Consider the following 22699-nt stretch of genomic DNA (forward strand, 5'->3'; position numbering starts at 1 on the left):
GAGTAATTTTTACCATTCAATCAATGAAATATTTTCGATCGATCAATCAGTAAAAATCCACACAAGTTGTTCTTCATAATCTCTTAATGATCTTCTTACTGATTCGTCATCAGCAAGACCTTCGCTTTAAGTTATTCACTACATTGCGTTGGTGTGCTGCGTATTGTATAGATTTTTATTTGCAGCGCAAGTGCATTTAAACAAATAATTCAAAAAACCCATTCGACTGGTTATTTTTAAAACAAAACATACGTTTTAGATTAAATTATAGCCAATATTATCAAGTTATCTGCCATATAAATGCGCTATCTAAATAAAAAAACAGCTAACGCTGTTTTTTTTAGAATGTACCAGCTACTGTGCTTGTTCAGCAAGCCAAGCCATAAAGGCTTGACGTTCAGATTTAGATGCACTTTTCCAAGTATTAATTAATTGTTGAGCATTACCAGAACTTGTTAAATCTTTTTGTTTATATGTACCAGCTTTCGCAACAACAGCTTGTGACGTATAGACCGGTGCAGGTTGTACCACTGTCGTTTCTTTTTGAGTTAGAGCGGTTGGTGCATCAGTAAATAGATTTTGAAGAATACCTGCATTTTGAGTTTTACTGCCCTTTTGCTCAACCAGTAACTGATTTTTGGCATTGTATAGACCAAAGATCGGCTGCTTAGCATAAGCCTTGGCATCATCATGGTTTTGCGGAGGATTGATCAGCGCCAAACGGTAAGACTGTTGGTCTTGTAAAATTGGGGTCTTAATATTTACAATCCCTGAGCGAACGATATCGTGGGAGCCAATACCTGGATGCTCTTCAAAAAACTGGGTGTAGCGAACACTGATAATATTTTCACCAGCATCAATGTTATATTTGTTGTCAGAACTGAATAAACGACTCTTAACCTCTTGCCCATTTAACCCTTCAATTTTTATTTCCTCTGGAGCAGTAATAGTCACTGCTGAAAATACTGAAGTACTCAACATCAATGCTGCTGTTACAAGGGTTATGCGTAAGGTCATTTTTACACTCTATCGATGGTTTATTAAAGTTTAGTTGCACTATGCAGTGTATAAATGACAATTTTATGACAATTGCTGAGCTTAGAACCAACTCAGCAGTACAATATATAGTGCTAAGCTTTTATGTTTTAAAGATAAATCACTAAACAAAAAAAGAGCAGACTTACTCTGCTCTTTTTTCATTTTAATGACTAGCGATTAATTGAATGTTTTAAAGCGATCCGCTTCCGCCATAAAGGTTTTCTCACCTGCAGGTGCTTCAATCGAACCAAAAACAAGTTGTGCACGAAGTTTCCAATTTGCGGGGATATCGAAGATTTCTGCAATCTCTGCATCTACGATCGGATTATAGTGCTGTAATGACGCGCCAATATTTTGCTCAGATAACGCAGTCCATACGGAAAATTGAGCAATTGCAGAAGAATGTTCAGACCACACTGGGAAATTATCTGCATAAAGCGCAAATTGTTCCTGCAATGATTTTACAACATCTTGGTCTTCGTAAAATAAAACAGTGCCATAACCCGCAGCAAAGCTATTAATTTTTGCATTTGTGCCTTCAAAAGCAGTTTCTGGAACAATTTTACGTAAAGTTTCACGCACGATATTCCAAAACTGTAAATGCGACTCACCAAACAAAGTCACTATACGGGAAGTCTGTGAGTTAAATGCAGACGGACTGTGATTTACCGCTTCTTTAATTACAGATTCAATTTGTTCTGGTGTTAATGCAACATTTTTACCAACAGCATAAATGGTACGACGTTGTTTGATGTGGTCTAAAAATGACATGTTATTTTCCTCAGCGATCTCACGATCTTGTTATATGCAGATTCATATTCATCATAGCTATTATTTTGAATTTGAACATGCTTAATTCAGCGACATAGTGTCTTAAAAATAGAACAATATGCCATAGCAATACAAAACTTGATCTAGGAACGACTAAAGATTATTCCGTGTCATTATGCATAGATCATAAAGCGCTCTTCATCTTTATAATGTTCTTTTTCAGCAGCTTTTTCCTCTATCGAACCAAAGACCAATTGCGCACGTAACAGCCAATGTTTTGGAATCTCAAAAACCTTGGAAATGTCAGCATCAATACTCGGGTTATAATGTTGTAATGAAGCACCCAAACCCGCATCTGCTAAACAAGTCCATACAGCATATTGGGCCATACCTGAAACTTGCTCTGACCAAACTGGAAATTCTGCCGCATCAAAAGGAATTTTCTTTTGTAATTGTTGAATGATCTGCTGATCTTCATAGAATAAAACTGTGCCAAACCCTGCCGAGCATTGATCAACCTTCAGTTCTGCACCAGCAAAAATATGTGCGGGGACTAACTTACGCTGCACTTCTTTTACAACATTCCAAAAATGATGATGCGCATCGCCCATTAAAATCACAATACAAGTACTTTGTGAATTATGCGCCGAAGGACAACTTCGCACAGCCTCTTGGATCAATTCAGCTAAATACACCTGACTTAAATGCACACGCTTTCCTAAAGCATAAATACTACGGCGCTTTTTTAGTTGATCTATAAATGTGGTTTGTTTTAGGTCTTCTGCGTGATTTTTTTTAAATTTTAAGTCTTTGGTTAAATCCGTTGTTAGAACTTGTCCAATTTTATGTAATAAAGTCATACCGTGTTCCCCAAAATGTACAGTGATGCCTATTGTGTTAGGCGCTAGTGTAATCTCAGGAGAATCACTTATATTCATTACGTGATTCCTAAATGTTTGTTTTTAAAACAAACAAATTGAATCAAAAAATAAACTCCGCATTTAGCGGAGTTTATGTGACTGATCTAACACTTTAAAATTGTACTGTTCAATCTTATTTCTCTGTTTCGAACAAAGCAGCAACAAAGGATTTTGCAGAGAAAGGACGTAAATCATCAATTTTCTCACCAACACCAATGAAGCGAATTGGAACATGCGTACGACTAGCAATATTAAATAGTACACCACCTTTCGCAGTACCATCGAGTTTAGTAATCGTCAGGCCTGTCAAGCCAACTGCCTCATCAAACATTTCTACTTGATTAATCGCATTTTGACCTGTTCCTGCATCGACCACCAACATAACTTCATGTGGCGCAGTCGCATCGATTTTTTGCATGACACGTTTTACTTTGGTCAACTCTTGCATGAGATGACCTTTGTTATGTAAACGACCTGCGGTATCTGCGATCAAGACATCAACACCTTTCGCACGCGCACTTTCAAATGCATCGAAAATGACAGAAGCGCTGTCAGCACCATGGCCTTGGGCGACTACGGCAATATTATTACGTTCACCCCAAATTTGAAGCTGCTCAGTCGCTGCCGCACGGAAAGTATCTCCCGCAGCAAGCATCACTTTCTTGCCTTCACCTTGTAAACGTTTTGCCAATTTACCAATGGTTGTGGTTTTACCCACACCGTTTACACCCACCACCAAAATTACATAAGGTGTTTTATTCGGATCGATATGTAAAGGTTTCACACGTGGTGCTAGTAAAGCCACCAACTCTTCCTGAAGTGCTTTATATAGTGAGTGCGAGTAAATTAAATCGCCACGTGCAGTACGTTCAGTTAAGTTGGTAATAATGGTTTTCGTTGCATCTACACCGATGTCGGCTACTAGAAGCTGTTCTTCAACTTCTTCAAGCAGCTCATCATCAATTTCCTTACCGCCGATCAAAATATTGACCATACCATCGGCAAGGTTTTTACGGGTTTTGGTTAACCCTTCTTTCATGCGACTAAAGAAACCGCCTTTTACAGATACATCTGCTTCTTCTGCACTTGTTTCAGCAACCACAACTGGACTAACAACTGTTTGCTCTTTTGTTTCAACGATTGGCACATTGACCACAGGTAAACTTGGAAGTGTGACATCGTCATCCCCGATATCAGCATCAATCAAAAATTTGTTCTGCTCATTAGATTGCTGTTGCATGCCGAATCCTTGAAAAGCACTGCGTTAAAAAAGACGGATTCTACCATAAAAGATAGGCTTTCGCTTAGCAACAATACTTTATGTAAACACTTAACAAATCAATACTTCTGGGGCTTGATCTAATTCGCATTTTTTTTAAGAATGGTTATTTATTGAAATGCTTTAACTTCACTTCAACCTGAGCCCAAATTTTATATGCATCACTTATTAGTCACGCATTCTTATAAAAAAAGTTTAGTTGCACTGGGTTTAACTCTACTTTGTTTACCTATAACTACCCATGCACAAATACGCAGTGAACTTACCCGCAGTAGTTTTGAAACCACTTTAAGCAATGGCTTGCAGGTGATTATCCGTGAAGATCATCGCTCCCCAATGGTCATGACCCAAATTTGGTACAAAGTCGGTAGCACTGATGAGTCTGGAAATATAACGGGTATTTCTCATGTACTAGAACATATGATGTTTAAAGGCACATCCAAAGTTCCCAATGACGAATTCAGTCGCTTGAGCCGAATCTATGGCGGCACAGTAAATGCAGCAACATTTACCAATTACACCAATTACTATCAGCTTTATCCAAAAACCTACTTTCCGATGGCTCTAGAGCTTGAAGCCGATCGTATGCGCAATCTATTACTACGGAAACAAGACTTTGACCCTGAAATTAAAGTGGTGATGGAGGAGAGACGCCTGCGTACCGATGACAACCCACGTTCACTCGCTTTCGAACGTTTCAAATGGATTTCGTATCCCACAAGCCACTATCGTCAACCCGTCATTGGGCACATGAAACATTTGCAAAACATCAGTCTAGATGACGTAAAACAGTGGTATCAAAAATGGTATAGCCCAAACAATGCGATTTTGGTGATTGTCGGTGATGTCAATGCAGAATCCGCGCTCCGACAAGTTCAAAAGTACTTTGGCGACATCAAAAGTCATCCAACACCTGTACGCAATGATGTGACTGAGTTTGAGAACATTGGTTACCGCCACATGGAGCAAAATACCAATGTTGAGGTGCCAAATTTATATATGGCTTGGAATGTGAAATCGCTTGCAACAGCAAGTAATCCAGAAGATGTTTATGCACTCACACTTATTCGAAGCTTATTAGATAGCGGGATCAGCTCTCGATTACAACAGCGCCTTGTACGTGACAAAAAATTAGCGACTGCACTGAGTGTCAGTTATGACCCTTATAACCGTGGAGACAGTCTATTTAGTATCTCTGCACTTCCAGTCACTGGCGTGGAACTTCCCGAGCTACAAAAAGCCATTGAATATGAAATTGAGCGACTCAAAATAGAACTTGTTCAACCACAGGAGCTTGAACGGATTAGCACACGCTTAGTTGCAAACTTAATTTATGGTCAAGATGACATAGTCGGGCAAGCAAAGATGATTGGAAACTTAGCCGTGAATGACTTGAATTATCGGCTAATGGATCAGCTTCCACAGCATTTTGAAGCGGTTACACCTGAAGATATTCAGCACGTTGCTCAAACTGCTTTTATCAGAGATAACTTAAGTACGTTGTACCTTCAACCAGAAAAGAAGCCCACAAAATAATGAAAAGTCAAAAGACAATCTTTCACCTATTATTTATTACCATGTCTACCTTTTGCACTACCAATGTAATTGCAGATGTAAATACAAGCAGTATTAGCAATGATGACCCACGTACATTACAGTCTATTGCTTCTCTACAAAGCTTAAAACAAGTTCAAACCAGTGACCTTTATACAGCACCACATGTACATGAACTTAAGAACAAATACAAAGTTCGAAGTCTATTTGTTGAGTCACCCGCCTTACCCATGGTCGATATTCAACTTACCTTTAATGCAGGCTCTGCACGAGATATAGAAGTAGAAAAAGGCCTATATGGTGTTGCTAATATGGCGGCACAACTTATCGATGAAGGCACCACACAACATGATGCAGTTGAAATCGCGAATGCCTTTGAACAAGTCGGGGCTCGTTTTAGTGTAGCTGCACACCGTGACATGTTTGTGGTTCGACTGCGTTCATTGTCTGACCCTAAAAAACTAGATGCTGCGGTAAGTACGATGCTTGAAGTATTAAAAGACTCTACTTTTAAAAATAACAGTATTAGTTTGATGGTGAGCAATACACAAGTGGGGCAGAAACAATTGAAAGAAAGTCCGAGTCGATTGATGAGTATTCGCTTTTATCGCGCACTCTACGGTTCGCACCCTTATGCTGAACCGATTACAGGCACCAATGGCAGTATTAAAAAAATTACGACTCAGCACTTAAAAAAATTCAGAGATGAGTTTTTGGTTAGTCAAAATATGAATATTGCACTGACAGGCCAACTCAGTGTGAAACAAGCACAGAAACTGGCTGAACGAATAAGTGAAGCCCTCCCACAAGGTGAAGCAGTAAAGCCACTTGCTCTACCACAAGATAAACCTAACTTTGATATTCAACATATTGTGTTTAATTCAACTCAAGCCCATGTCACCATGGGACATCTATCAACCACGCGGGATGATCCTGATCGTTTAGCGCTCGAACTAGCTAACCGTATGTTGGGTGGGGGTGGATTTAGCTCCATTTTAATGAAAGAACTACGCGTTAAACGTGGATACACCTATGGAGCAAACAGTGCTTTTACATTTAGCCAAGCGGCTGGAAGTTTTAGTCTAAGTTATTCAACCCAGCAAGATCAGCTCATGGACAGCATACAAGTGGCGCATAAAGCCCTAGTTGACTTTGTCCATCAACCAATTGATGCACAGCAGTTAGAAGAAACCAAAGCTGGTATGTTACGCAGTCTACCTAACAGCTATAGCAGCAATGCAAACATCAACGCGCAACTTGGCTCTATAGGGTTTTATCAGCAAGATGCGAATTATTTAGCCGACTACCCAAAACGTTTAGCTGCGATCACGCCTTTAGATGTCCAAAATGCGATACGTAAACACATTCACCCTGAAAGTCTTACGCTCGTGATTGTCAGTAATGCTTTAGATAAAGAGCAACTTCGACATATTTTAGAATTGAATCTTGACCCGAATATTAAGCAAAGCATACCTCATCCTGATCAAATTCCTGCGATTATTGAACCTCCGGAGCCAATGCCGGAAGCTGCTTCGCCCGATTCTGCTCAAACTGATGAGCTTGCATTAGTCTAAAGTAATCAATATAGGAAATCTGGTTTTCCAAAACCAGATCTTGAGCCATCTCTTGTGTTTCTGGGAAAGTCGCTTGATGAGATAAGCGACTTACATTTTCAAATTGGTTTGGGGAAATGGGCCGAGATAAAGCGATACTCGATAAAATGACAATAAGCATAATGATCGACGCCATCAAACCATTATAAATTTGTACAAGTGTAATCTGTGATTTTAATTTAAGAATTTTTTGGATCGCAATGTGCATAACCTACCTCTAGTGAAACTAGTGTAAGTAGCGAATTGCATAATCACAAGTTGAAATGCTGAAAAATGCCCCCATTAATGCTAAAGAGGACATAATTTCAGCAAGTCAGATTGTTTGTGAAGCAGAAGTCTAACCAACAATGCTACGAATAACTGCAAAATAGAGCACTAAGGCAATTACCCCCAATGCAATCATAATGGCGAAAGCCCCAACACCATTTTCTGCATCTGCAGGGTGTGCAGGATCGTCATCTGCAATACGTCTTAGCTCTCCATTGTATGTTTCATAAAAATCAGCCCGTTGATTTTCATCAAGCTGACGTGTGAAATCATAAACTCGTTTACGTTGTGCCAAACAAAAATCACCAAGATGAATTTCTTGATGGAAAACTGCTTCATCTAATAGTGTTCGGTGATATTGCGCCAACGCTACAATTTGAGAAACAGTTGGAGGCATATCAAAATCAAAACCGTCTAATGTATTTGTCATGTTATTCTCCTTATGAAATACAGTTTCCTGTTTTATTATCATATTCAATCTTTTGATTGTTCATTGTTTAATCATGTAAACAAAATAAGATGAAGAATACTCGACAATATATTTGACAATTCCAGCAATTTGTAATAAATATTTAACATTAGCGTGATATTTATATCTAAAGGTAAAAATACCTTTAAGTGATCATAATTAGAATAAGGAGCTTAATATGATTCAACAAATCTCTCATCATGACTTAGAACATGCGTATGCGGATGCAGTAAACACCATTCAATCACAAATGAACTTCGTAGAAGCAGTACAACAGTTAGAAAGCGTTGCACGCGCAGGCCACGGTAAAGCAGCACTGTTTTTAGCAGAACTTTATTATCAAGGTTTCCGCGTAGAACGTGACTCGCTTAAAGCACAATACTGGCAACAGCTTGCCACCATGAAAGCATAATAAAACGTCACCTAGGTGGCGTTTTTTTTGAGCCTACCATTTTGATATGACATATTTATTTACATAGTTATGCAAAGCTTACACTGAACTTTCATCTTAATTATTTAAAATAGCGTCATGTTCCTTAATGACATAACGCTATGTACAAAATTTTGAAACTACAACCGATTTCAAATCATTTATATTTAAAAATCAATATTCTAAGAGGCATGATGTACTGCGGTATTCTTTGGGGGCTTTACAACACTGAACAGCAAGGCTGGGCGATGACCTCAGATCATGATGACTATGTTTTCCCTTTTTGGCTCAACGGTTTACACGCACACCAATATGCTCAATTGCACTGGCCAAACTATATTCCTAAAAAAATCACGTCGCAGGATTTCCAGAGCGCATTACTGCCTACTCTATCACGTTTAAAAGTCACACCAGCGCTGTGTAACGGCACAAAACGCATGAAGCTCAGTACGTCTCAAATGCGCCACTTTTTCTTCAATGGCCCTATTCTAGCGCCAGCTTAAGGCTCATTGAGAACAATAAAGTTCAATTAACTTATTATTTTATTGAGAGCTATGACTGTAAAGTATTTGCTTTTTTTTTAAATCTCGCTAATTTAAATATAAAACAATAACCACAACTGAGGATATGCCCTATGACCAATGTTGCTCAAGTATTAAAAGATAAAGCACATCAAGCAATCTACACCATCAGCCCTGAAGCCACGGTTCTTGAAGCAATTTCACTTATGGCAGATAAAGGCATTGGTGCACTTGTGGTCACACACGAAGAACGCGTTGTAGGTATATTGTCCGAACGTGACTATATGCGCAAAGTCATGTTGATGGAACGTACTTCAAAGCAAACCACAGTCAATGAAATTATGACAGCAAAAGTACTGACGGTCACAACAGCAGTTACGGTTGAAGAATGTTTAGACCTGATGACAGATCGCCACCTACGTCACTTGCCTGTGGTTGAACAAGATCAATTATTGGGACTCATTTCTATTGGTGACTTGGTGAAAGCGGCAATGGATGATCAAAAGAAACTGATTGAGCAACTACAACAGTATATTTCAGGTTAAGTTTTAATTTTTACGTGTCCAATCATGAACTTATACTCAGCATTGGCTACTAATGATAAAAAATAAAACCGAAACCATATAAAAATCCCTGCACTAAGCAGGGATTCTTATATGTAAATATGAAAGGCTTAAAACTTAGTTCAGACCTAATTTTGCAGCGACATAGTCTGCATCTTTGTCGCCACGACCAGATACATTCACCACAATTTTAATATCTTTGGCCAACTTGGGAGCTTCACGAAGCGCCCATGCTACGGCATGTGAACTTTCAAGCGCAGGAACAATCCCTTCAACACGTGACAAGCGCATAAACGCATTCAAGCACTCTTGATCAGTCGCAGTGGTGTATTCAACACGGCCTAAATCTTTCAGCAGACTATGCTGAGGCCCGACGCCAGGATAATCTAGACCTGAAGCAATTGAGTGTACTGGTAACGCTTCACCTTGATCATTTTCAAGTACATAACACGCCATACCATGAATTTGACTTGGTTTACCTAAAGTTAAGGTTGCCGAGTGCATGTCTGTATCTAAACCATGACCAGCAGGCTCTACACCAATCAGTTTCACATCTGCATCGTTTAAAAATGCGGTAAAAGCCCCTATAGCATTTGAACCGCCACCCACACATGCAACCACATAATCTGGGTTCGCACCAAAACGTTCATAGGTTTGCTCTTTAATTTCTTTACCAATAATCGACTGGAAGTCGCGCACCATCATTGGAAATGGATGTGGACCAACAACCGACCCAATAGCATAGATATAATGGGTTGGATCTTTTAAATACTCTTCAAAAGCACTGTCCACAGCATCTTTCAATGTTGCAGTACCACGTGTTACTGAAATGAGTGTTGCTCCAAGGATTTTCATTTTGACGACATTGGGATGTTCTTTTTCAATATCCACCTGCCCCATATGAATTTCACACGGAATCCCGACCAAAGCACAGGCGGTTGCTAGTGCAACGCCGTGTTGGCCCGCACCCGTTTCTGCAATCACTTTGGTTTTACCCATATATTTTGCAAGCAGCGCTTCACCCAAACAGTGATTAATTTTATGTGCGCCTGTGTGGTTTAAGTCTTCACGTTTAAGATAGATCTGCGCCCCGCCCAACTGTTCAGATAACCGTTTTGCATAAAACAACGGACTTGGACGACCAACATAGTGCGCAAACAGTTCAGCAAGTTCAGTTTGAAATTCTTCTGTCGCACGAATTTGCTCGTAAGCGACTTTAATGTCATCCATTGCCGCTTTTAAGTGAGGTGGAATAAACTGACCACCATAGTTCCCAAAAAAGCCCGCTTCATTCGGCAAAGCAATACCATTAATTTGATGATCCATTTTTTTATGATCCTTATTCTTTAAATGTGCTTTCTTTCCAGCTTTATCGTGCTAAATACTTAGTCATATCCTCAACGCCTTTGAGGGTCATTGGGTACATATGGTCTTCAAAAATTTGCTTAATCAAACCAATCGTATGGGTGTAATGCCAATAACGGTCTTCTTCTGGATTCAACCATGATGTTTTTTCAAAATGATTGCGTAAACGCTGTAGCCAGACATTGCCTGCTTCATCATTCATATATTCAACCGAACCACCCACAGAATTGAGTTCATAAGGTGCCATAGAGGCATCTCCAACCACAATTACACGATAGTCGCGTCCATAGGTATTGAATAAATCCCACGTATTCATACGGGTGCTTGAGCGACGCACATTGTCTTTCCAAACATAGTCATATAAACAGTTATGGAAATAGAAATATTCTAAGGTTTTAAACTCAGTTTTTGCCGCACTAAACAGTTTTTCGCATTGCGCAATGTGTGAATCCATCGATCCACCCACATCAAACAACATCAGCACCTTAATACGATTACGACGCTCAGGCACGAGCTGCACATCAAGTATGCCTTGCTTCGCTGTTTCACGAATTGTACCGTCGATGTCTAACTCTTCAGCAGCACCTTGTCTAGCAAACTTACGTAAACGACGCAATGCCATTTGCATTTGGCGTGTTCCTAGAATTTGATCATCATCCAAATTCTGATATTTACGTTGTTCCCAAACTTTTACAGCAGAGCGTTTACGTCCCGGCCCACCAATACGCACCCCTTCAGGATGATCACCATAAGCACCAAATGGAGACGTTCCTCCAGTGCCGATCATCTTGTTACCACCCTGATGTTTCTTATGCTGTTCGCGCAAGCGTTCTTCCAGCATTTTCATGAGTTCTTCTAATGAACCGGCTTTCTTTAATTCTTCACGCTGCTCAGGAGTTAGATGCTTTTCTAACAGCTCTAAATCAAACCAGTCTTTCGGTAACTTTTGAACTTTATTCATTAGATCATCTAAATCAAAAGTTGAAATCCCATCAAAATAGTCTTTCATCCCTCGGTCAAATTTGTCAAAGAAGCGTTCATCTTTCACCATAATCGTTTTGGCGAGTTGATAAAAATCTTCTTGATCAGCAAAGACCAAACCTGAAGCAACAGCTTCATTCAGATCGATCAGTTCACGCGTCGAGACAGGAACACCGTATTTGCGTAAGGTATAAAACAAGCGCACAAACATGCGTGTTTCTCCTTTAGCGACGAGACATAAAGGCTAAACGTTCAAGCAACTGCACATCTTGTTCGTTTTTAATGAGTGCGCCATATAAAGGTGGAATGGCTTTAGACTTATCATGATTACGCAGTACATCTTCTGGCATATCATCTGCCATCAGCAAGCTTAACCAGTCAATCAACTCAGAGGTTGATGGTGGTTTTTTTAGACCCGGAACTTGACGTAATTTGAAGAAAACTTGTAATGCTTCATTGACTAATGCAGTTGAAATTTGCGGAAAATGAACATCAATAATTTCACGCATGGTCGCTTCGTCTGGAAATTCAATATAGTGAAAAAAACAACGGCGCAAAAATGCATCTGGTAGTTCTTTTTCATTATTTGAAGTAATAATCACAATTGGACGCTGTGATGCTGTAATGGTTTCGCCCGTCTCATATACATAGAAAGACATCTTGTCCAATTCATGTAATAGGTCATTTGGAAACTCAATATCTGCCTTATCAATTTCATCAATCAATAAAACACAGCGTTCTTCACTGGTGAACGCTTCCCACAATTTACCCGGTTTAATATAGTTTTTAATGTCATAAACACGGTCGTCACCCAGTTGACTGTCACGTAGACGTGAAACCGCATCATACTCATATAAACCTTGCTGGGCTTTTGTGGTTGACTTGATGTGCCAAGTCAATAATTTTAAGCCTAAGCTCTCAGCCACTTGTTCAGCAAGTAAAGTTTTACCCGTACCTGGCTCACCTTTGACCAATAAAGGCTTTTGTAAGCTACGTGCAGCTTTTACAGCAAGTTTTAAACTATCGGTAGCGATGTACTGATCTGTACCCGTAAATTGTTGTGTTTCAACAGACATGATTAAACCTTATTTTTATTAATTACAGCGGTGAATGATTGTTACTGACAACTACTTTGGTTTTATTAGCCACATATTTTGACCAAAAGAAACCGATCACAAGCCCCACACCCATGACAAAGAGAATCAGTGACAAATTTGACCAAATGAGTGCTGATTCTTTCGTTAACACACCGAAAAGCAAGCCAAAAATAGCCGGTGCAATCGATGAGTTTGGCCCTTCGGAAACCGTTGGCGTCAATAAAATGGCAAAGATCATCATCCATGTGATGCCACCCAACAGCTTCGGAAGGCGTATGGCAATGGAATACCAACACCACAAAATCAGCAAACTGCCCAAAAGGTAAACTGTGACAGCAATACTGTCTTCAGGAATTGAATCGAGCATTGAAAGAAAACTATCCACGGTGCAACTCCTGAATTATGGTTTATGCGCCACGAAGGCCTTCTGGTGCCGCAGCGTTCGGATTGATTAATCCTTCTGGCGGCATTTGTAGAAAAAAGCCTTGAGTTTGAATCGAATCCATGACATGCAATACATTTACACGGGCCAATTTACGCGCTTCACTCAGCTCTAATGACATCACAAAAGTCGCTCGACCAAATGCAACACGAACAGCTTCAGGTAAAACATTCAATGGGCTAAAATCTTCAGCGGCTTGATCAGCTTCAGTTGGACAAGCAATATAAAGATACATTTCATCTTTTTTGCTTGATTTATAAATAGAACATTGCATATCTAAAACAGCACTCAAATAACTCAAGCCACAGGATACATCAAATAAAAGCAGCTGACATTAGTCATGATTAACGCATCAGTCGTGATTTTGTATAAATATTCAAACTTCAGACCAATTGATTAATTATTAATCCATGACTTTCATTTGCGTTGAAAGATAGCTTTCATCACGGCGTAGGAGTTGAATTAAAGGTTGGGTTAACAAATCATAGCGCCAACCTAATAAATAATCAGGCAAGTCTTGCTCATCATTATGAAAAACCACATGTTGATGCAGCGCGTTCATCCACTTTTTGCGCATCAACACTTCTTTAGGAATGCTGGTTTCATTGACCACATTTTGAATTAAGTGATCAATCTTCTCCCCCACATCTTTTGAAGAATGACGGATCGGACGTGCCATACGTAGTGGCCAATCTGCTTGCTCAGGCAAGAATTTCACCAAATCTAAAATGGTTTTGCCGTGCTCGCGGACGACGTTTTGACGTATGTCTTTTACACCCGATAACTGAAAAGCATTTTTTGGATTTTTCTCAACCAAATCAATCATGCTTGAGTTTTTCAAAATGAAACTACGTGGTGTATTTAGCGCTTTCACCATGTGCTCACGCCATACAGCCAACTGCTGCAGTTGCATTAACTGACGACGTGAATGTCGATAGTTACCGATATCTTGATAGAGTAAATTCAAAGGCGTTTCTGTCGCGATTTCTTGCGTCAGATGCTGACAGTCTTCAAGAGCAAAGGTTAGGAGTGACTTTGAATCAAGTTCTTGTTTAACTTTTTCTGAGAGATTCATCAAGTACAGCACATCGTTTGCCGCATAGCTCAATTGTGCAGGGCTTAATGGCCGGGCCAACCAGTTTGAGCGGGTTTCACCTTTATCGATATCGACATCCAACATTTGTTTCAGTGCATTTTGATAGCTCACTTGTAGACCATGTCCTAAAAATGACATGCCCACTTGGGTATCAAATACATTATTTAAGGTTTTATGCTGTGCATAGTGATAAATCAGGTCGATATCTTCACTACATGCATGAAAGACATTTTGTTGTGCACGAAAAAGTTTATTCCAAAATTCAGTTAAATCGAGTGTCGTACCGTCGAGTAAATACACATTGTTTTCGACATTGATTTGAAATACGCCTAACTTTGGCCATAAGGTATCGACTTTGATGAATTCTGTATCGAGTCCATAGACTTCGTTACGATCCATTTTTTCTAAGACTGGTGTTAAGTCTTGTTGCTGCTGAATAAACTGAAACATATCCTACTGCGTCTAATGCTAGATGCTCTTTGGGCTATCTTACCTGAATAAGATCATTTAGCTATCAAGATTTCTAAGGGTTTTTTAATTATTTGCCGTTTTTTGTGATTTTTTTATCCAACTAGATTCAAATTAATATTTTTTTTATCTTACTCAAGATTCCAATCTTGTAGCTCAACTAAAAAATGAAACAAGTATCGAAATACTTATTTCATTCGCATTCTATTATGTACAGCTTGGCTTAAGGTATGGCTATCGACATATTCAAGTTCGCCCCCCTGTGGTACGCCTTGTGCAATACGCGTCATTTGTATCGGTAAATGTTTCGTTGCCTCAACCAAATAATGCGCTGTGGCCTGACCTTCTACCGTCGCATTGGTCGCCAAAATCACTTCTGTTACTTTACCATCGCCTAAACGCTGGATTAGATAAGGAATGCCGATTTCTTCAGGCCCAATACCATCAAGTGGAGACAAATGCCCACCCAATACATGGTACTTACCGCGGAAACTGCCACTCTGCTCAATCGCCATCACATCTGCGGGAGACTCAACCACACAAAGTAGTTGATCGTCACGTTCATGCGAGATACAAATATCACAAACTTCGTTTTCAGTTAGAGAGTGACACAAACTGCATTCGTGAATATAGCTGGTGGCTTCGTTTAAAGCATGTGCAAGACCCACAGCCCCTTCACGATTTTTCATAATCAGATGAAGCGCCATGCGCTGAGCCGATTTCGGCCCAACACTTGGCAAAATACGTAAAGCTTGTACCAATTGATCAAAACGATCGCTAAACACTATACGTATTCCTTAATTAGAATAAACCAGCAAGACCCGGTGGTAAGCCTGCACCTGAGTTCGCAGCTTTCATACGCTCTTCAGTGATTGCTTCTGCTTGGCGTGCAGCATCATTCATTGCCGCAGCAATTAAGTCTTCAATCATATCTGCATCATCTTGCAATAATTCAGGATTGATTTCGATACGTTTTACCACATTACGGCAAGTCATCGTTACTTTAACCAAACCACCACCAGCTTCAGCATGCACTTCAGTTTGCGCAAGCTCTTCTTTAGCTTTTTTAATGTTGCTTTCCATGTCTTTTTGCATGCGTTGAGCTTGTTGCATTAACATATTAATGTTCATTAAAATCTCCGAACATAAAATTAAAAAATTAGATTAAGTCTAAACCACGTGTTATATCGCGAATAATATCATCAATATCTTCCAAACCAACAGAAACACGAATTAAACCTTCACGAATTCCTGCGGCTTGTTTCGCTTCTGGTGAAAGTTTGCCATGGGTAGTCGTTGCAGGATGGGTAATGGTCGATTTCGCATCGCCCAAGTTACCTGTAATTGAAATAAACTGAGTATTGTCAATAACAGTCCATGCCCCTTCGCGCTCGCCTTTCACTTCAAAAGAAACGATCCCACCTAAGCCTGTTTGTTGCTTCGCTGCAAGTTCATGCCCAATATGCTCTGGTAAACCTGCGTAATACACTTTTTCGATTTTCGGGTGTGTATTTAAGAATTCTGCTAGCTTTTGCGCACTTGCTGAATGCTCACGCATACGTAAACGTAAAGTCTCTAAGCCTTTTAAGAATACCCATGCATTGAAAGGACTCATTGAGGGCCCTGTAGTACGCACATAACCAAACACTTCTTCGAGTAGTTTATGACTACCCACTACTGCACCACCAAGAGCACGACCTTGACCATCCAAATACTTGGTCGCTGAATAAATCACCAAATCTGCACCAAACTCAATTGGACGCTGTAATACTGGCGTACAGAAACTATTATCAATTGCTAAAAGTGCGCCATTGGCATGTGCGATATCAGCAAGTGCTTGAATGTCTGCCACTTCAGCCAAAGGATTTGACGGAGACTCAACAAAAAGTAATTTAGTTTCAGGCTTAACGGCATTTTTCCATGCATCTAAATCTGTTAAATCGACAAAGTCGACAGTTACACCAAACTTAGCCACATATTTTTCAAACAAAGATACGGTCGAACCGAATACCGCACGTGAACAAATCACATGATCGCCTAGTTTTAAAAATGACATTGCCACGGCCATAATTGCGGCCATACCCGAACTGGTTGCCACTGCACGTTCAGCACCTTCTAAAGCTGCAAGGCGTTTTTCAAACATCGCAACAGTTGGGTTGGTAAAACGCGAGTAGATGTTCCCTGGCTCTTGACCTGAAAATTTTGCTGCGGCCTCTGCTGCATTTTCATAGACAAATGATGAAGTTAGAAAGATAGGTTCGCCATGTTCTCCCTCGAAACTACGCGTATGCCCAGTACGAATGGCTAAGGTATCTAATTGGTATTCAAATTCGTCTTGTAGGCTCATGGCTCTGGTTCAGTCGACGGACTGCCTTTGTAAAGAATTGCCAACATTTTGAGCGTCTAGGCTATTTAAGGTCAAGGTAAAATACGCGAATATTGATTAGACTTCGATCAAACTTTCTGCTTATTTGAGATCTAAGACCTATATGCACTCTTTAAAAACTAAAATTTCAACGCATCAAAATAAACTAAAGAATCTTTCTACGCGCATTTTTAATGGAAAGTCACTTATTTTGTCACAAAGCACACCTTATGAAGTGATTGAAACATTTGATCTGACCCAAATTCGCTATTACGCACCTGAAGTGCGTAAGTATAAAGAACCCTTAGTTTTTGTGGTCCCGCTAGCCATCAATATGTCTATTTACGACCTGTATCCTTATCGCTCACTGGTGAAGTACTTCCAACAGCAAGGCTTTGCCGTATATGTGATTGATTGGGGGAAATTAAATATTCATAACCGTCATTTTAACTTTCTGACGTTTATTGATCATTATATTCCACTCTGTATACAAAGCATTTTAAAACATAGCCACAGCGAGCAAATTTCTCTGCATGGGTGGAGTATGGCTGGCATTTTCGTGACCTTGTATACCGCCTTACATCAACCCAATTTTGTGAAAAATTTAATGGTTTTAGGGAGTCCAATTGACAGTTATAAATCTGGGCGAAATGGCCAGTTCTTTGCATATCTCAATCGAATCATTTCAAAAAGCAAAGCATTACAACACCAAATTTATCAGGGCAAGATACCAAAGCGTCTACTTCATACCTCTGGAGGGTTAAATACTTTTGGTTTTAAAATCATTGATCCTATCGGCTGGCTTCAAAGTCATAAGAACTTACTGCTTAATTTAGATGACCATGAAGCCTTGTATGAACATGCCACCATTGGCGGTTTTCTCAATCGTATGATTGATTATCCCGGCGGCATTAACCAAGACATGCTTTTTAATGTTTGGCTACGTAATCCACTCAAAACTGGACTAATCACATTAAATGAGAAAAGCATAGCTTTAAAAAATATACAGTGCTCATTGCTTGTGGCTGCGGGGACAACAGACCAACTTGTTACAGCAGAGGCAGCTCAGCCATTAACCCAATTGACAAGTAGCACCGATGTCACGTTTACTCTTATCCCAGGGGGACATTTAGGACTGATGTCAAGTAAGCGTAGTGCCGATGAATTTTGGCCACAACTGGCTCAGTGGTTAAGTGAACGTTCAAGTAAAATTTAAATACTAAGGTTTGACATGATTCAGTCAGTTGCATTTATCGGTCTAGGCGCCATGGGTTATCGCATGGCATCACACTTACCTAAACACTTTGAACACGTGTGGGTATGGAATCGCAATTTTGATAAAGCAAAACAACATGCAGAAGCCTATGGCACGCAGGCGGTGGAACTTGCGCAAGCCGTTCAGGCCGATATCGTCTTCTCTTGCCTTCCAACCAGTCAAGATATTGAAGACTTACTTGCACAAGTTGAGCTTAAAGCAGGCAGCATTTGGGTCGATTGCACCAGCGGTGTACCCTCTTCTGCAAAAAAAGTAGCTGAACAGCTTAAACAACACGGTGTGGACTTTTTAGATGCACCTGTGAGTGGTCAAACTATTGGTGCGGATAATGCAACCCTTACGGTTATGATCGGTGGTGATACAGCTGCTTTTGAACGTGCATTACCAGCCATTCAAGCGTTTGGTAAACTGATTAAACACGTGGGCGAATCGGGTGCTGGTTTTGCAGTTAAAGCCGTAAACAATATGCTTTTGGCTGTGAACCTCTGTGCTGTTGCCGAAGGGTTTACCACCCTAAAAGCCCATGGCGTAAACTTAAATGAAGCATTAGATTGCATTAATGCGTCGAGTGGTAAAAGTGGCGTAACTGAAACTGTTTTACCACAGCGCATTCTGAACCGCAGCTTCCCGCTTACTTTTGCACTCCCTCTATTAGCAAAAGATACGGGCATTGCCGTTGATTTAGTCCGCGAAGCAAAACTGTCCGCACCTGTGATTGGACTGGCTCAAAGTTTAATTCAAACTGCCAGTGATTTATCTGAAGCAGACAGCGATTTTTCTTCCGCAGTTAAACTATATGAGTCATGGAGCAAAATTACTTTAGAGTAATGCTTATCATAGTCAGTCATACTTTAACTTCAATTATAAGTTAAGCTATTTCTATGGCCGAACAAAAAGCCTCATAAAGAGGCTTTTTGTATATTTCTAATTTTATTGACATTTTGATTCATTAAGTGTCTGACTACATATTTAAAAGCCATACGCTGTATCGGACTAAGTTCTTGTTGATGCATATTATAAAAATCATCTGAGCTATCAAATAAACCGAAATCTTGGTTAATCCCCTTGTCTTGGATAAAAGTATCATTCAAATTCCAATCGATAGGTGGATTTTCAAAATTCTCGGTAAATACCCCAAAACCACAAAAGGTTGTTGTTTGATGCTTATTTATACTTTGTAATTTTTCTAGATAGCGTCGATCAAGAATTACACCCTCCAAAATATACCATTGTCCACTCACATAAACTTCGACCCAACTATGTAAAATACTCTTGGGCGATAAGTTATACCAAATACCTTTGATTGCAATTTTTTTGTAAGGCTTTATCGATGGTAAACCCATGTATCCGAGTCACCACAACCACCGCTCGAAGTAACGCCATCAATAACGTTGCTTTGGTATTACACTGACCATAACCGTCGCTTAACACTTGAGATTCATGTATCGTATCTCCCGTGTCATAGCCAAATTTAACTTCATCACGAACAAAGTTATAAATATTTCTCACCTTATCAACTTCATCAAGATCTCCCATTTGTGTTGTTCAATCAAATTTTGAATCGATGGATGGTAATAATCTAAAATTGGCATCTGTTCTAATAGCCTTTGCATACTCATCTCTCCAATAATGAATAACTTAAAAAAATTCATTGCTAATCGTATAAAAATGACTGAAATAGAATTTGAGACAAGGCGAATATTAAAGGTTTAAAAAGCTGACGCACCGAATCACTGTGACCCTCTTAATGAAATTTAAAAGTGTTAGAACCTCAGAGAATTTGTAAAAATTAGCTGAATTACATAAAAACTTAAATATCCATTTCTATCTGCTATTTAGAAAGCAATTGATATATATAAATTTTATGTATTATATGCAGCAATTATGAAGTAAAATTGCAATTGAGTAAGAACTCACCATTGAATAAACAGAACAAACCCCTATAAAGTAATAGCGTGACTACATACAATGTTACAAACTGAGGAAATTCTCATGAAAAAGTTGACTGTAGCGGTTTTTGCCAGTCTTGCAACATTAATCGGGGCGCAAAGTTTTGCGGCATCACCTGAGCAAGAGTGTCAAAAATTAAAAGATGATCATGATGTCATTTATGCATCTAAAGGTTTCTGTTTTAAGGACCCTGAAGCGAAAGCAAAATTTGGCAATGATAATTGCTACACCACTAAACCGAAATTCTCTGAAAAAGAGCAACAACGTCTTGACGCCATTAAAGAACGTCAAAAAGAATTGAACTGTAAGTAAATCAGTTTAAGCGAAACTTAAGGAATAGACATGGCTTACGATGAGCAAAACATTTTTGCACGGATTTTACGTGGTGAACTTCCAGCCATAAAAGTATATGAAGATGACCAAGTTCTTGCATTCATGGATATTATGCCTCAAGCAGACGGTCATACTTTAGTCATACCCAAAACACCTGCGGTGACCTTACTCGACCTCCCTGCCGATGCTGCTGCCTACACCATTCAAGTGGTACAAAAAGTAGCAAAAGCCATTGAAGTCGGTTTGGATGCCCAAGGCATTGTCCTCATGCAACTGTCTGGAGCTGCTGCTGGGCAAACCGTTCCCCATGTTCATTTCCATCTCATTCCGAGTTCGGTACATGAGCTAGGTAAGCATGCATTACAAATGGGTGATCAAGACAAAATCAAAGCACAAGCAGAAAAAATTCGTGCTGCTTTGTAATTCCATCCATTCAATCAAGGAGCTTCGGCTCCTTTTTTTAGATCTAAAAATAAATAAGATCAATAATCTAAGTTCTTAAAATCAAGCTTAACAATTTATCGCGGAAATACATTTGACATTGAGTTGTTTAATATTTTTGTAATATTCTCTTAATATTAATGACTTATTTGTAATCAATAATGAGCGCCAAGAGACAGAAGTCTGATGAATAAAAAGACGACTGAATAACCTTTTATAGACGAATCAACAAAAAGTCTTTCTTGGAGCTACACATGAAAAAAACACTTTGCGCATTAGCAGCTGGGGCAACTTTACTTACACCAGCTTTAGCGATGGCTGCTGACGTAAAAATTTATGGCCGTGCGCATGTTTCTTTAGACTATCTAGATGATGGCGCTGACTATAACGAAGTTGGTCTTTCTTCAAACTCTTCACGCTTAGGCTTCAAAGCTGAACAAGAGCTTGAAAATGGCATGACTGTATTCGGCCAAATTGAACAAGAAATCAATTTCGCCAGCGGTTCATCAAATAGCGATCTGGAGTTTGCAACACGCGATACTTTTGTAGGCTTAAAAGGCAACTTCGGTCAAGCACGTGTGGGTCGTTTTGACAGCCCATTCAAGGCTGCACGTGGTCCAATCAACTTCTTTGGTGACATGGTTGGTGACGTACGTAACGTAACACGTGTAGGTAACTTGAAGTTTGATGAGCGTAATGCAAATACTATCGAATATAAATCACCTAAATTTGGCAATGGTTTCAATGTATTAGGTGCACTTTCTTTACATGAAGCGAATAGTCCAGATGCCACAAAAGATGGTGCTAAAGACAAAGATAAAGCTTATGACTTAGCTTTAACCTATAAAGAAGGTAACGTCGACTTCGCTGCTGCATACGAACACTATGAAGAAGAAGCTACCAGCGGTGAGCGTGATGGTTTCCGTATCGCTGGCGCATACAAAATCACCCCTGACTTTAACTTAGGTGGCATGTACCAATTCCTACAACATGACAACTCTACAGTTACTCCTGATGCTCAAGTCTTTGGTGTAGCGGGTGAATACAAGTTTGCTCCAAAAACTTTAGTACGCGGTGAAGTATTCTACCGTGATGTCGATGCAGATGATGCAAACTCAACATTACTCGCAGTTGGCCTTGAGCACCGCCTAGATAAAGCAGTTCGTTTATACGGTAACTTAGCAACGGTTATTAATGATGACAAATCAAGCCTAACCCCATGGAAAGAAGGCCGTACAAATAGTGTAAGCGGTGTAGCGGGTGAAAACAGTCTTGGTCTTTCTCTAGGAATGCGTTACGACTTCTAAGTTAACGCTCCACTTAAAATTAAAAAACACGCTTCGGCGTGTTTTTTAATTTAGAATTTGTCTTGTCCTGAAATAGATTGACAGTATTCCACTTCAAACCGAGTTAAGCAATTAGCTCGGTTTTAGTTTGCTCATACGTCTGATTCGGGGTGT

General features: G+C 39.7%; 24 protein-coding genes and 1 pseudogene. 10 read left to right on the forward strand and 15 right to left on the reverse strand.

Features of this window, described 5'->3' with window-relative positions; translation table 11 throughout:
• Window positions 1–354: 354 nt before the first annotated feature.
• The 4 genes from ACG9ZB_RS15015 to ftsY form a co-directional block, all read right to left on the reverse strand.
• A complete protein-coding gene (locus ACG9ZB_RS15015) occupies window positions 355–1017 on the reverse strand; it encodes a DUF2057 family protein (protein WP_419326563.1) in 663 nt (220 codons plus the stop codon).
• Window positions 1018–1215: 198 nt separating this feature from the next.
• A complete protein-coding gene (locus ACG9ZB_RS15020) occupies window positions 1216–1809 on the reverse strand; it encodes a nitroreductase family protein (protein WP_419326564.1) in 594 nt (197 codons plus the stop codon).
• 173 nt (window positions 1810–1982) lie between these two features.
• Entirely contained in the window at window positions 1983–2669 is a 687-nt protein-coding gene (locus ACG9ZB_RS15025; RefSeq protein WP_419326565.1) for a nitroreductase family protein, read from the reverse strand.
• A 193-nt stretch (window positions 2670–2862) separates the two neighbouring features.
• Complete coding sequence (ftsY, locus tag ACG9ZB_RS15030) at window positions 2863–3969, reverse strand: signal recognition particle-docking protein FtsY (RefSeq protein ID WP_419326567.1); 1107 nt, start codon at window positions 3967–3969, stop codon at window positions 2863–2865.
• Between the two features lie 195 nt (window positions 3970–4164).
• Between ftsY and ACG9ZB_RS15035 the strand changes: the two genes are divergently transcribed.
• Together ACG9ZB_RS15035 and ACG9ZB_RS15040 are read left to right on the forward strand one after the other, a co-directional pair.
• Complete coding sequence (locus ACG9ZB_RS15035; RefSeq protein WP_419326569.1) at window positions 4165–5544, forward strand: M16 family metallopeptidase; 1380 nt, start codon at window positions 4165–4167, stop codon at window positions 5542–5544.
• A complete protein-coding gene (locus ACG9ZB_RS15040; RefSeq protein ID WP_419326570.1) occupies window positions 5544–7136 on the forward strand; it encodes a M16 family metallopeptidase in 1593 nt (530 codons plus the stop codon). The genes ACG9ZB_RS15035 and ACG9ZB_RS15040 overlap by 1 nt, the downstream gene beginning before the upstream one ends.
• A gap of 376 nt (window positions 7137–7512) precedes the next feature.
• Here the strand turns inward: ACG9ZB_RS15040 and ACG9ZB_RS15045 are convergent, their stop codons facing one another.
• On the reverse strand, window positions 7513–7872 hold the full coding sequence (locus ACG9ZB_RS15045) for a hypothetical protein (protein WP_004697078.1): 360 nt from the start codon (window positions 7870–7872) through the stop codon (window positions 7513–7515).
• A gap of 217 nt (window positions 7873–8089) precedes the next feature.
• Between ACG9ZB_RS15045 and ACG9ZB_RS15050 the strand changes: the two genes are divergently transcribed.
• The 3 genes from ACG9ZB_RS15050 to ACG9ZB_RS15060 all read left to right on the forward strand — a co-directional run bounded on the left by ACG9ZB_RS15050 (window position 8090) and on the right by ACG9ZB_RS15060 (window position 9407).
• The gene (locus ACG9ZB_RS15050) at window positions 8090–8323 is read left to right on the forward strand and encodes a hypothetical protein (RefSeq protein ID WP_004697075.1); all 234 of its coding nucleotides are present in this window, start codon (window positions 8090–8092) and stop codon (window positions 8321–8323) included.
• 140 nt (window positions 8324–8463) lie between these two features.
• Window positions 8464–8844, forward strand: a complete 381-nt coding sequence (locus tag ACG9ZB_RS15055) for a DUF2750 domain-containing protein (RefSeq protein ID WP_419326571.1) — start codon at window positions 8464–8466, stop codon at window positions 8842–8844.
• A 131-nt stretch (window positions 8845–8975) separates the two neighbouring features.
• Window positions 8976–9407, forward strand: a complete 432-nt coding sequence (locus ACG9ZB_RS15060) for a CBS domain-containing protein (protein ID WP_419326573.1) — start codon at window positions 8976–8978, stop codon at window positions 9405–9407.
• Window positions 9408–9542: 135 nt separating this feature from the next.
• On the opposite strand, the gene trpB is transcribed toward ACG9ZB_RS15060, so the two are convergent.
• From trpB to ACG9ZB_RS15105, 9 genes are all read right to left on the reverse strand, one after another.
• Complete coding sequence (gene trpB / locus ACG9ZB_RS15065; RefSeq protein WP_419326575.1) at window positions 9543–10751, reverse strand: tryptophan synthase subunit beta; 1209 nt, start codon at window positions 10749–10751, stop codon at window positions 9543–9545.
• A gap of 43 nt (window positions 10752–10794) precedes the next feature.
• Entirely contained in the window at window positions 10795–11982 is a 1188-nt protein-coding gene (locus tag ACG9ZB_RS15070) for a vWA domain-containing protein (protein ID WP_419326577.1), read from the reverse strand.
• 13 nt (window positions 11983–11995) lie between these two features.
• Window positions 11996–12847, reverse strand: coding sequence for an AAA family ATPase (locus tag ACG9ZB_RS15075; protein WP_279681791.1), 852 nt, complete (start codon window positions 12845–12847; stop codon window positions 11996–11998).
• Window positions 12848–12869: 22 nt separating this feature from the next.
• Window positions 12870–13253, reverse strand: coding sequence for a hypothetical protein (locus ACG9ZB_RS15080; RefSeq protein ID WP_419326579.1), 384 nt, complete (start codon window positions 13251–13253; stop codon window positions 12870–12872).
• A gap of 22 nt (window positions 13254–13275) precedes the next feature.
• Window positions 13276–13584: a YcgL domain-containing protein gene (locus tag ACG9ZB_RS15085; RefSeq protein WP_004984643.1), complete on the reverse strand. Its 309-nt coding sequence runs from the start codon at window positions 13582–13584 to the stop codon at window positions 13276–13278.
• A gap of 129 nt (window positions 13585–13713) precedes the next feature.
• Complete coding sequence (locus ACG9ZB_RS15090; protein WP_419326581.1) at window positions 13714–14856, reverse strand: ribonuclease D; 1143 nt, start codon at window positions 14854–14856, stop codon at window positions 13714–13716.
• Between the two features lie 206 nt (window positions 14857–15062).
• On the reverse strand, window positions 15063–15659 hold the full coding sequence (gene recR / locus ACG9ZB_RS15095) for a recombination mediator RecR (RefSeq protein WP_010326778.1): 597 nt from the start codon (window positions 15657–15659) through the stop codon (window positions 15063–15065).
• A 16-nt stretch (window positions 15660–15675) separates the two neighbouring features.
• Entirely contained in the window at window positions 15676–16005 is a 330-nt protein-coding gene (locus tag ACG9ZB_RS15100; RefSeq protein ID WP_004984648.1) for a YbaB/EbfC family nucleoid-associated protein, read from the reverse strand.
• A 28-nt stretch (window positions 16006–16033) separates the two neighbouring features.
• Window positions 16034–17221, reverse strand: a complete 1188-nt coding sequence (locus ACG9ZB_RS15105) for an O-succinylhomoserine sulfhydrylase (protein ID WP_419326583.1) — start codon at window positions 17219–17221, stop codon at window positions 16034–16036.
• Window positions 17222–17363: 142 nt separating this feature from the next.
• Here ACG9ZB_RS15105 and ACG9ZB_RS15110 point away from each other — a divergent pair, with 142 nt between their 5' ends.
• Both ACG9ZB_RS15110 and ACG9ZB_RS15115 read left to right on the forward strand, forming a co-directional pair.
• On the forward strand, window positions 17364–18455 hold the full coding sequence (locus ACG9ZB_RS15110; protein WP_419326585.1) for an alpha/beta fold hydrolase: 1092 nt from the start codon (window positions 17364–17366) through the stop codon (window positions 18453–18455).
• Window positions 18456–18470: 15 nt separating this feature from the next.
• Entirely contained in the window at window positions 18471–19343 is an 873-nt protein-coding gene (locus ACG9ZB_RS15115; RefSeq protein WP_419326587.1) for an NAD(P)-dependent oxidoreductase, read from the forward strand.
• 71 nt (window positions 19344–19414) lie between these two features.
• On the opposite strand, the pseudogene ACG9ZB_RS15120 reads toward ACG9ZB_RS15115, so the two are convergent.
• Window positions 19415–20128 (reverse strand): annotated as a pseudogene (locus ACG9ZB_RS15120) (transglutaminase-like domain-containing protein).
• A gap of 379 nt (window positions 20129–20507) precedes the next feature.
• Here ACG9ZB_RS15120 and ACG9ZB_RS15125 point away from each other — a divergent pair.
• The 3 genes from ACG9ZB_RS15125 (at window position 20508) to ACG9ZB_RS15135 (ending at window position 22546) form a co-directional block, all read left to right on the forward strand.
• Window positions 20508–20777, forward strand: coding sequence for a YARHG domain-containing protein (locus ACG9ZB_RS15125; protein ID WP_004697032.1), 270 nt, complete (start codon window positions 20508–20510; stop codon window positions 20775–20777).
• 30 nt (window positions 20778–20807) lie between these two features.
• A complete protein-coding gene (locus ACG9ZB_RS15130) occupies window positions 20808–21221 on the forward strand; it encodes an HIT family protein (protein WP_005401222.1) in 414 nt (137 codons plus the stop codon).
• 272 nt (window positions 21222–21493) lie between these two features.
• The gene (locus ACG9ZB_RS15135) at window positions 21494–22546 is read left to right on the forward strand and encodes a porin (RefSeq protein ID WP_419326589.1); all 1053 of its coding nucleotides are present in this window, start codon (window positions 21494–21496) and stop codon (window positions 22544–22546) included.
• The last annotated feature ends 153 nt before the right edge of the window (window positions 22547–22699 follow it).

This window comes from Acinetobacter johnsonii, from assembly GCF_048551975.1.
Classification (GTDB): Bacteria; Pseudomonadota; Gammaproteobacteria; order Pseudomonadales; family Moraxellaceae; genus Acinetobacter; species Acinetobacter johnsonii_A.

What these genes read in the sequence shown, in the direction of transcription:
- ACG9ZB_RS15015 (WP_419326563.1), bottom strand. Translation starts at nt 1,017, where the DNA reads ATGACCTTACGCATAACCCTTGTAACAGCAGCATTGATGTTGAGTACT.
- ACG9ZB_RS15020 (WP_419326564.1), bottom strand. Translation starts at nt 1,809, where the DNA reads ATGTCATTTTTAGACCACATCAAACAACGTCGTACCATTTATGCTGTT.
- ACG9ZB_RS15025 (WP_419326565.1), bottom strand. Translation starts at nt 2,669, where the DNA reads ATGACTTTATTACATAAAATTGGACAAGTTCTAACAACGGATTTAACC.
- ftsY (WP_419326567.1), bottom strand. Translation starts at nt 3,969, where the DNA reads ATGCAACAGCAATCTAATGAGCAGAACAAATTTTTGATTGATGCTGAT.
- ACG9ZB_RS15035 (WP_419326569.1), top strand. Translation starts at nt 4,165, where the DNA reads ATGCATCACTTATTAGTCACGCATTCTTATAAAAAAAGTTTAGTTGCA.
- ACG9ZB_RS15040 (WP_419326570.1), top strand. Translation starts at nt 5,544, where the DNA reads ATGAAAAGTCAAAAGACAATCTTTCACCTATTATTTATTACCATGTCT.
- ACG9ZB_RS15045 (WP_004697078.1), bottom strand. Translation starts at nt 7,872, where the DNA reads ATGACAAATACATTAGACGGTTTTGATTTTGATATGCCTCCAACTGTT.
- ACG9ZB_RS15050 (WP_004697075.1), top strand. Translation starts at nt 8,090, where the DNA reads ATGATTCAACAAATCTCTCATCATGACTTAGAACATGCGTATGCGGAT.
- ACG9ZB_RS15055 (WP_419326571.1), top strand. Translation starts at nt 8,464, where the DNA reads ATGTACAAAATTTTGAAACTACAACCGATTTCAAATCATTTATATTTA.
- ACG9ZB_RS15060 (WP_419326573.1), top strand. Translation starts at nt 8,976, where the DNA reads ATGACCAATGTTGCTCAAGTATTAAAAGATAAAGCACATCAAGCAATC.
- trpB (WP_419326575.1), bottom strand. Translation starts at nt 10,751, where the DNA reads ATGGATCATCAAATTAATGGTATTGCTTTGCCGAATGAAGCGGGCTTT.
- ACG9ZB_RS15070 (WP_419326577.1), bottom strand. Translation starts at nt 11,982, where the DNA reads ATGTTTGTGCGCTTGTTTTATACCTTACGCAAATACGGTGTTCCTGTC.
- ACG9ZB_RS15075 (WP_279681791.1), bottom strand. Translation starts at nt 12,847, where the DNA reads ATGTCTGTTGAAACACAACAATTTACGGGTACAGATCAGTACATCGCT.
- ACG9ZB_RS15085 (WP_004984643.1), bottom strand. Translation starts at nt 13,584, where the DNA reads ATGCAATGTTCTATTTATAAATCAAGCAAAAAAGATGAAATGTATCTT.
- ACG9ZB_RS15090 (WP_419326581.1), bottom strand. Translation starts at nt 14,856, where the DNA reads ATGTTTCAGTTTATTCAGCAGCAACAAGACTTAACACCAGTCTTAGAA.
- ACG9ZB_RS15100 (WP_004984648.1), bottom strand. Translation starts at nt 16,005, where the DNA reads ATGAACATTAATATGTTAATGCAACAAGCTCAACGCATGCAAAAAGAC.
- ACG9ZB_RS15105 (WP_419326583.1), bottom strand. Translation starts at nt 17,221, where the DNA reads ATGAGCCTACAAGACGAATTTGAATACCAATTAGATACCTTAGCCATT.
- ACG9ZB_RS15110 (WP_419326585.1), top strand. Translation starts at nt 17,364, where the DNA reads ATGCACTCTTTAAAAACTAAAATTTCAACGCATCAAAATAAACTAAAG.
- ACG9ZB_RS15115 (WP_419326587.1), top strand. Translation starts at nt 18,471, where the DNA reads ATGATTCAGTCAGTTGCATTTATCGGTCTAGGCGCCATGGGTTATCGC.
- ACG9ZB_RS15125 (WP_004697032.1), top strand. Translation starts at nt 20,508, where the DNA reads ATGAAAAAGTTGACTGTAGCGGTTTTTGCCAGTCTTGCAACATTAATC.
- ACG9ZB_RS15130 (WP_005401222.1), top strand. Translation starts at nt 20,808, where the DNA reads ATGGCTTACGATGAGCAAAACATTTTTGCACGGATTTTACGTGGTGAA.
- ACG9ZB_RS15135 (WP_419326589.1), top strand. Translation starts at nt 21,494, where the DNA reads ATGAAAAAAACACTTTGCGCATTAGCAGCTGGGGCAACTTTACTTACA.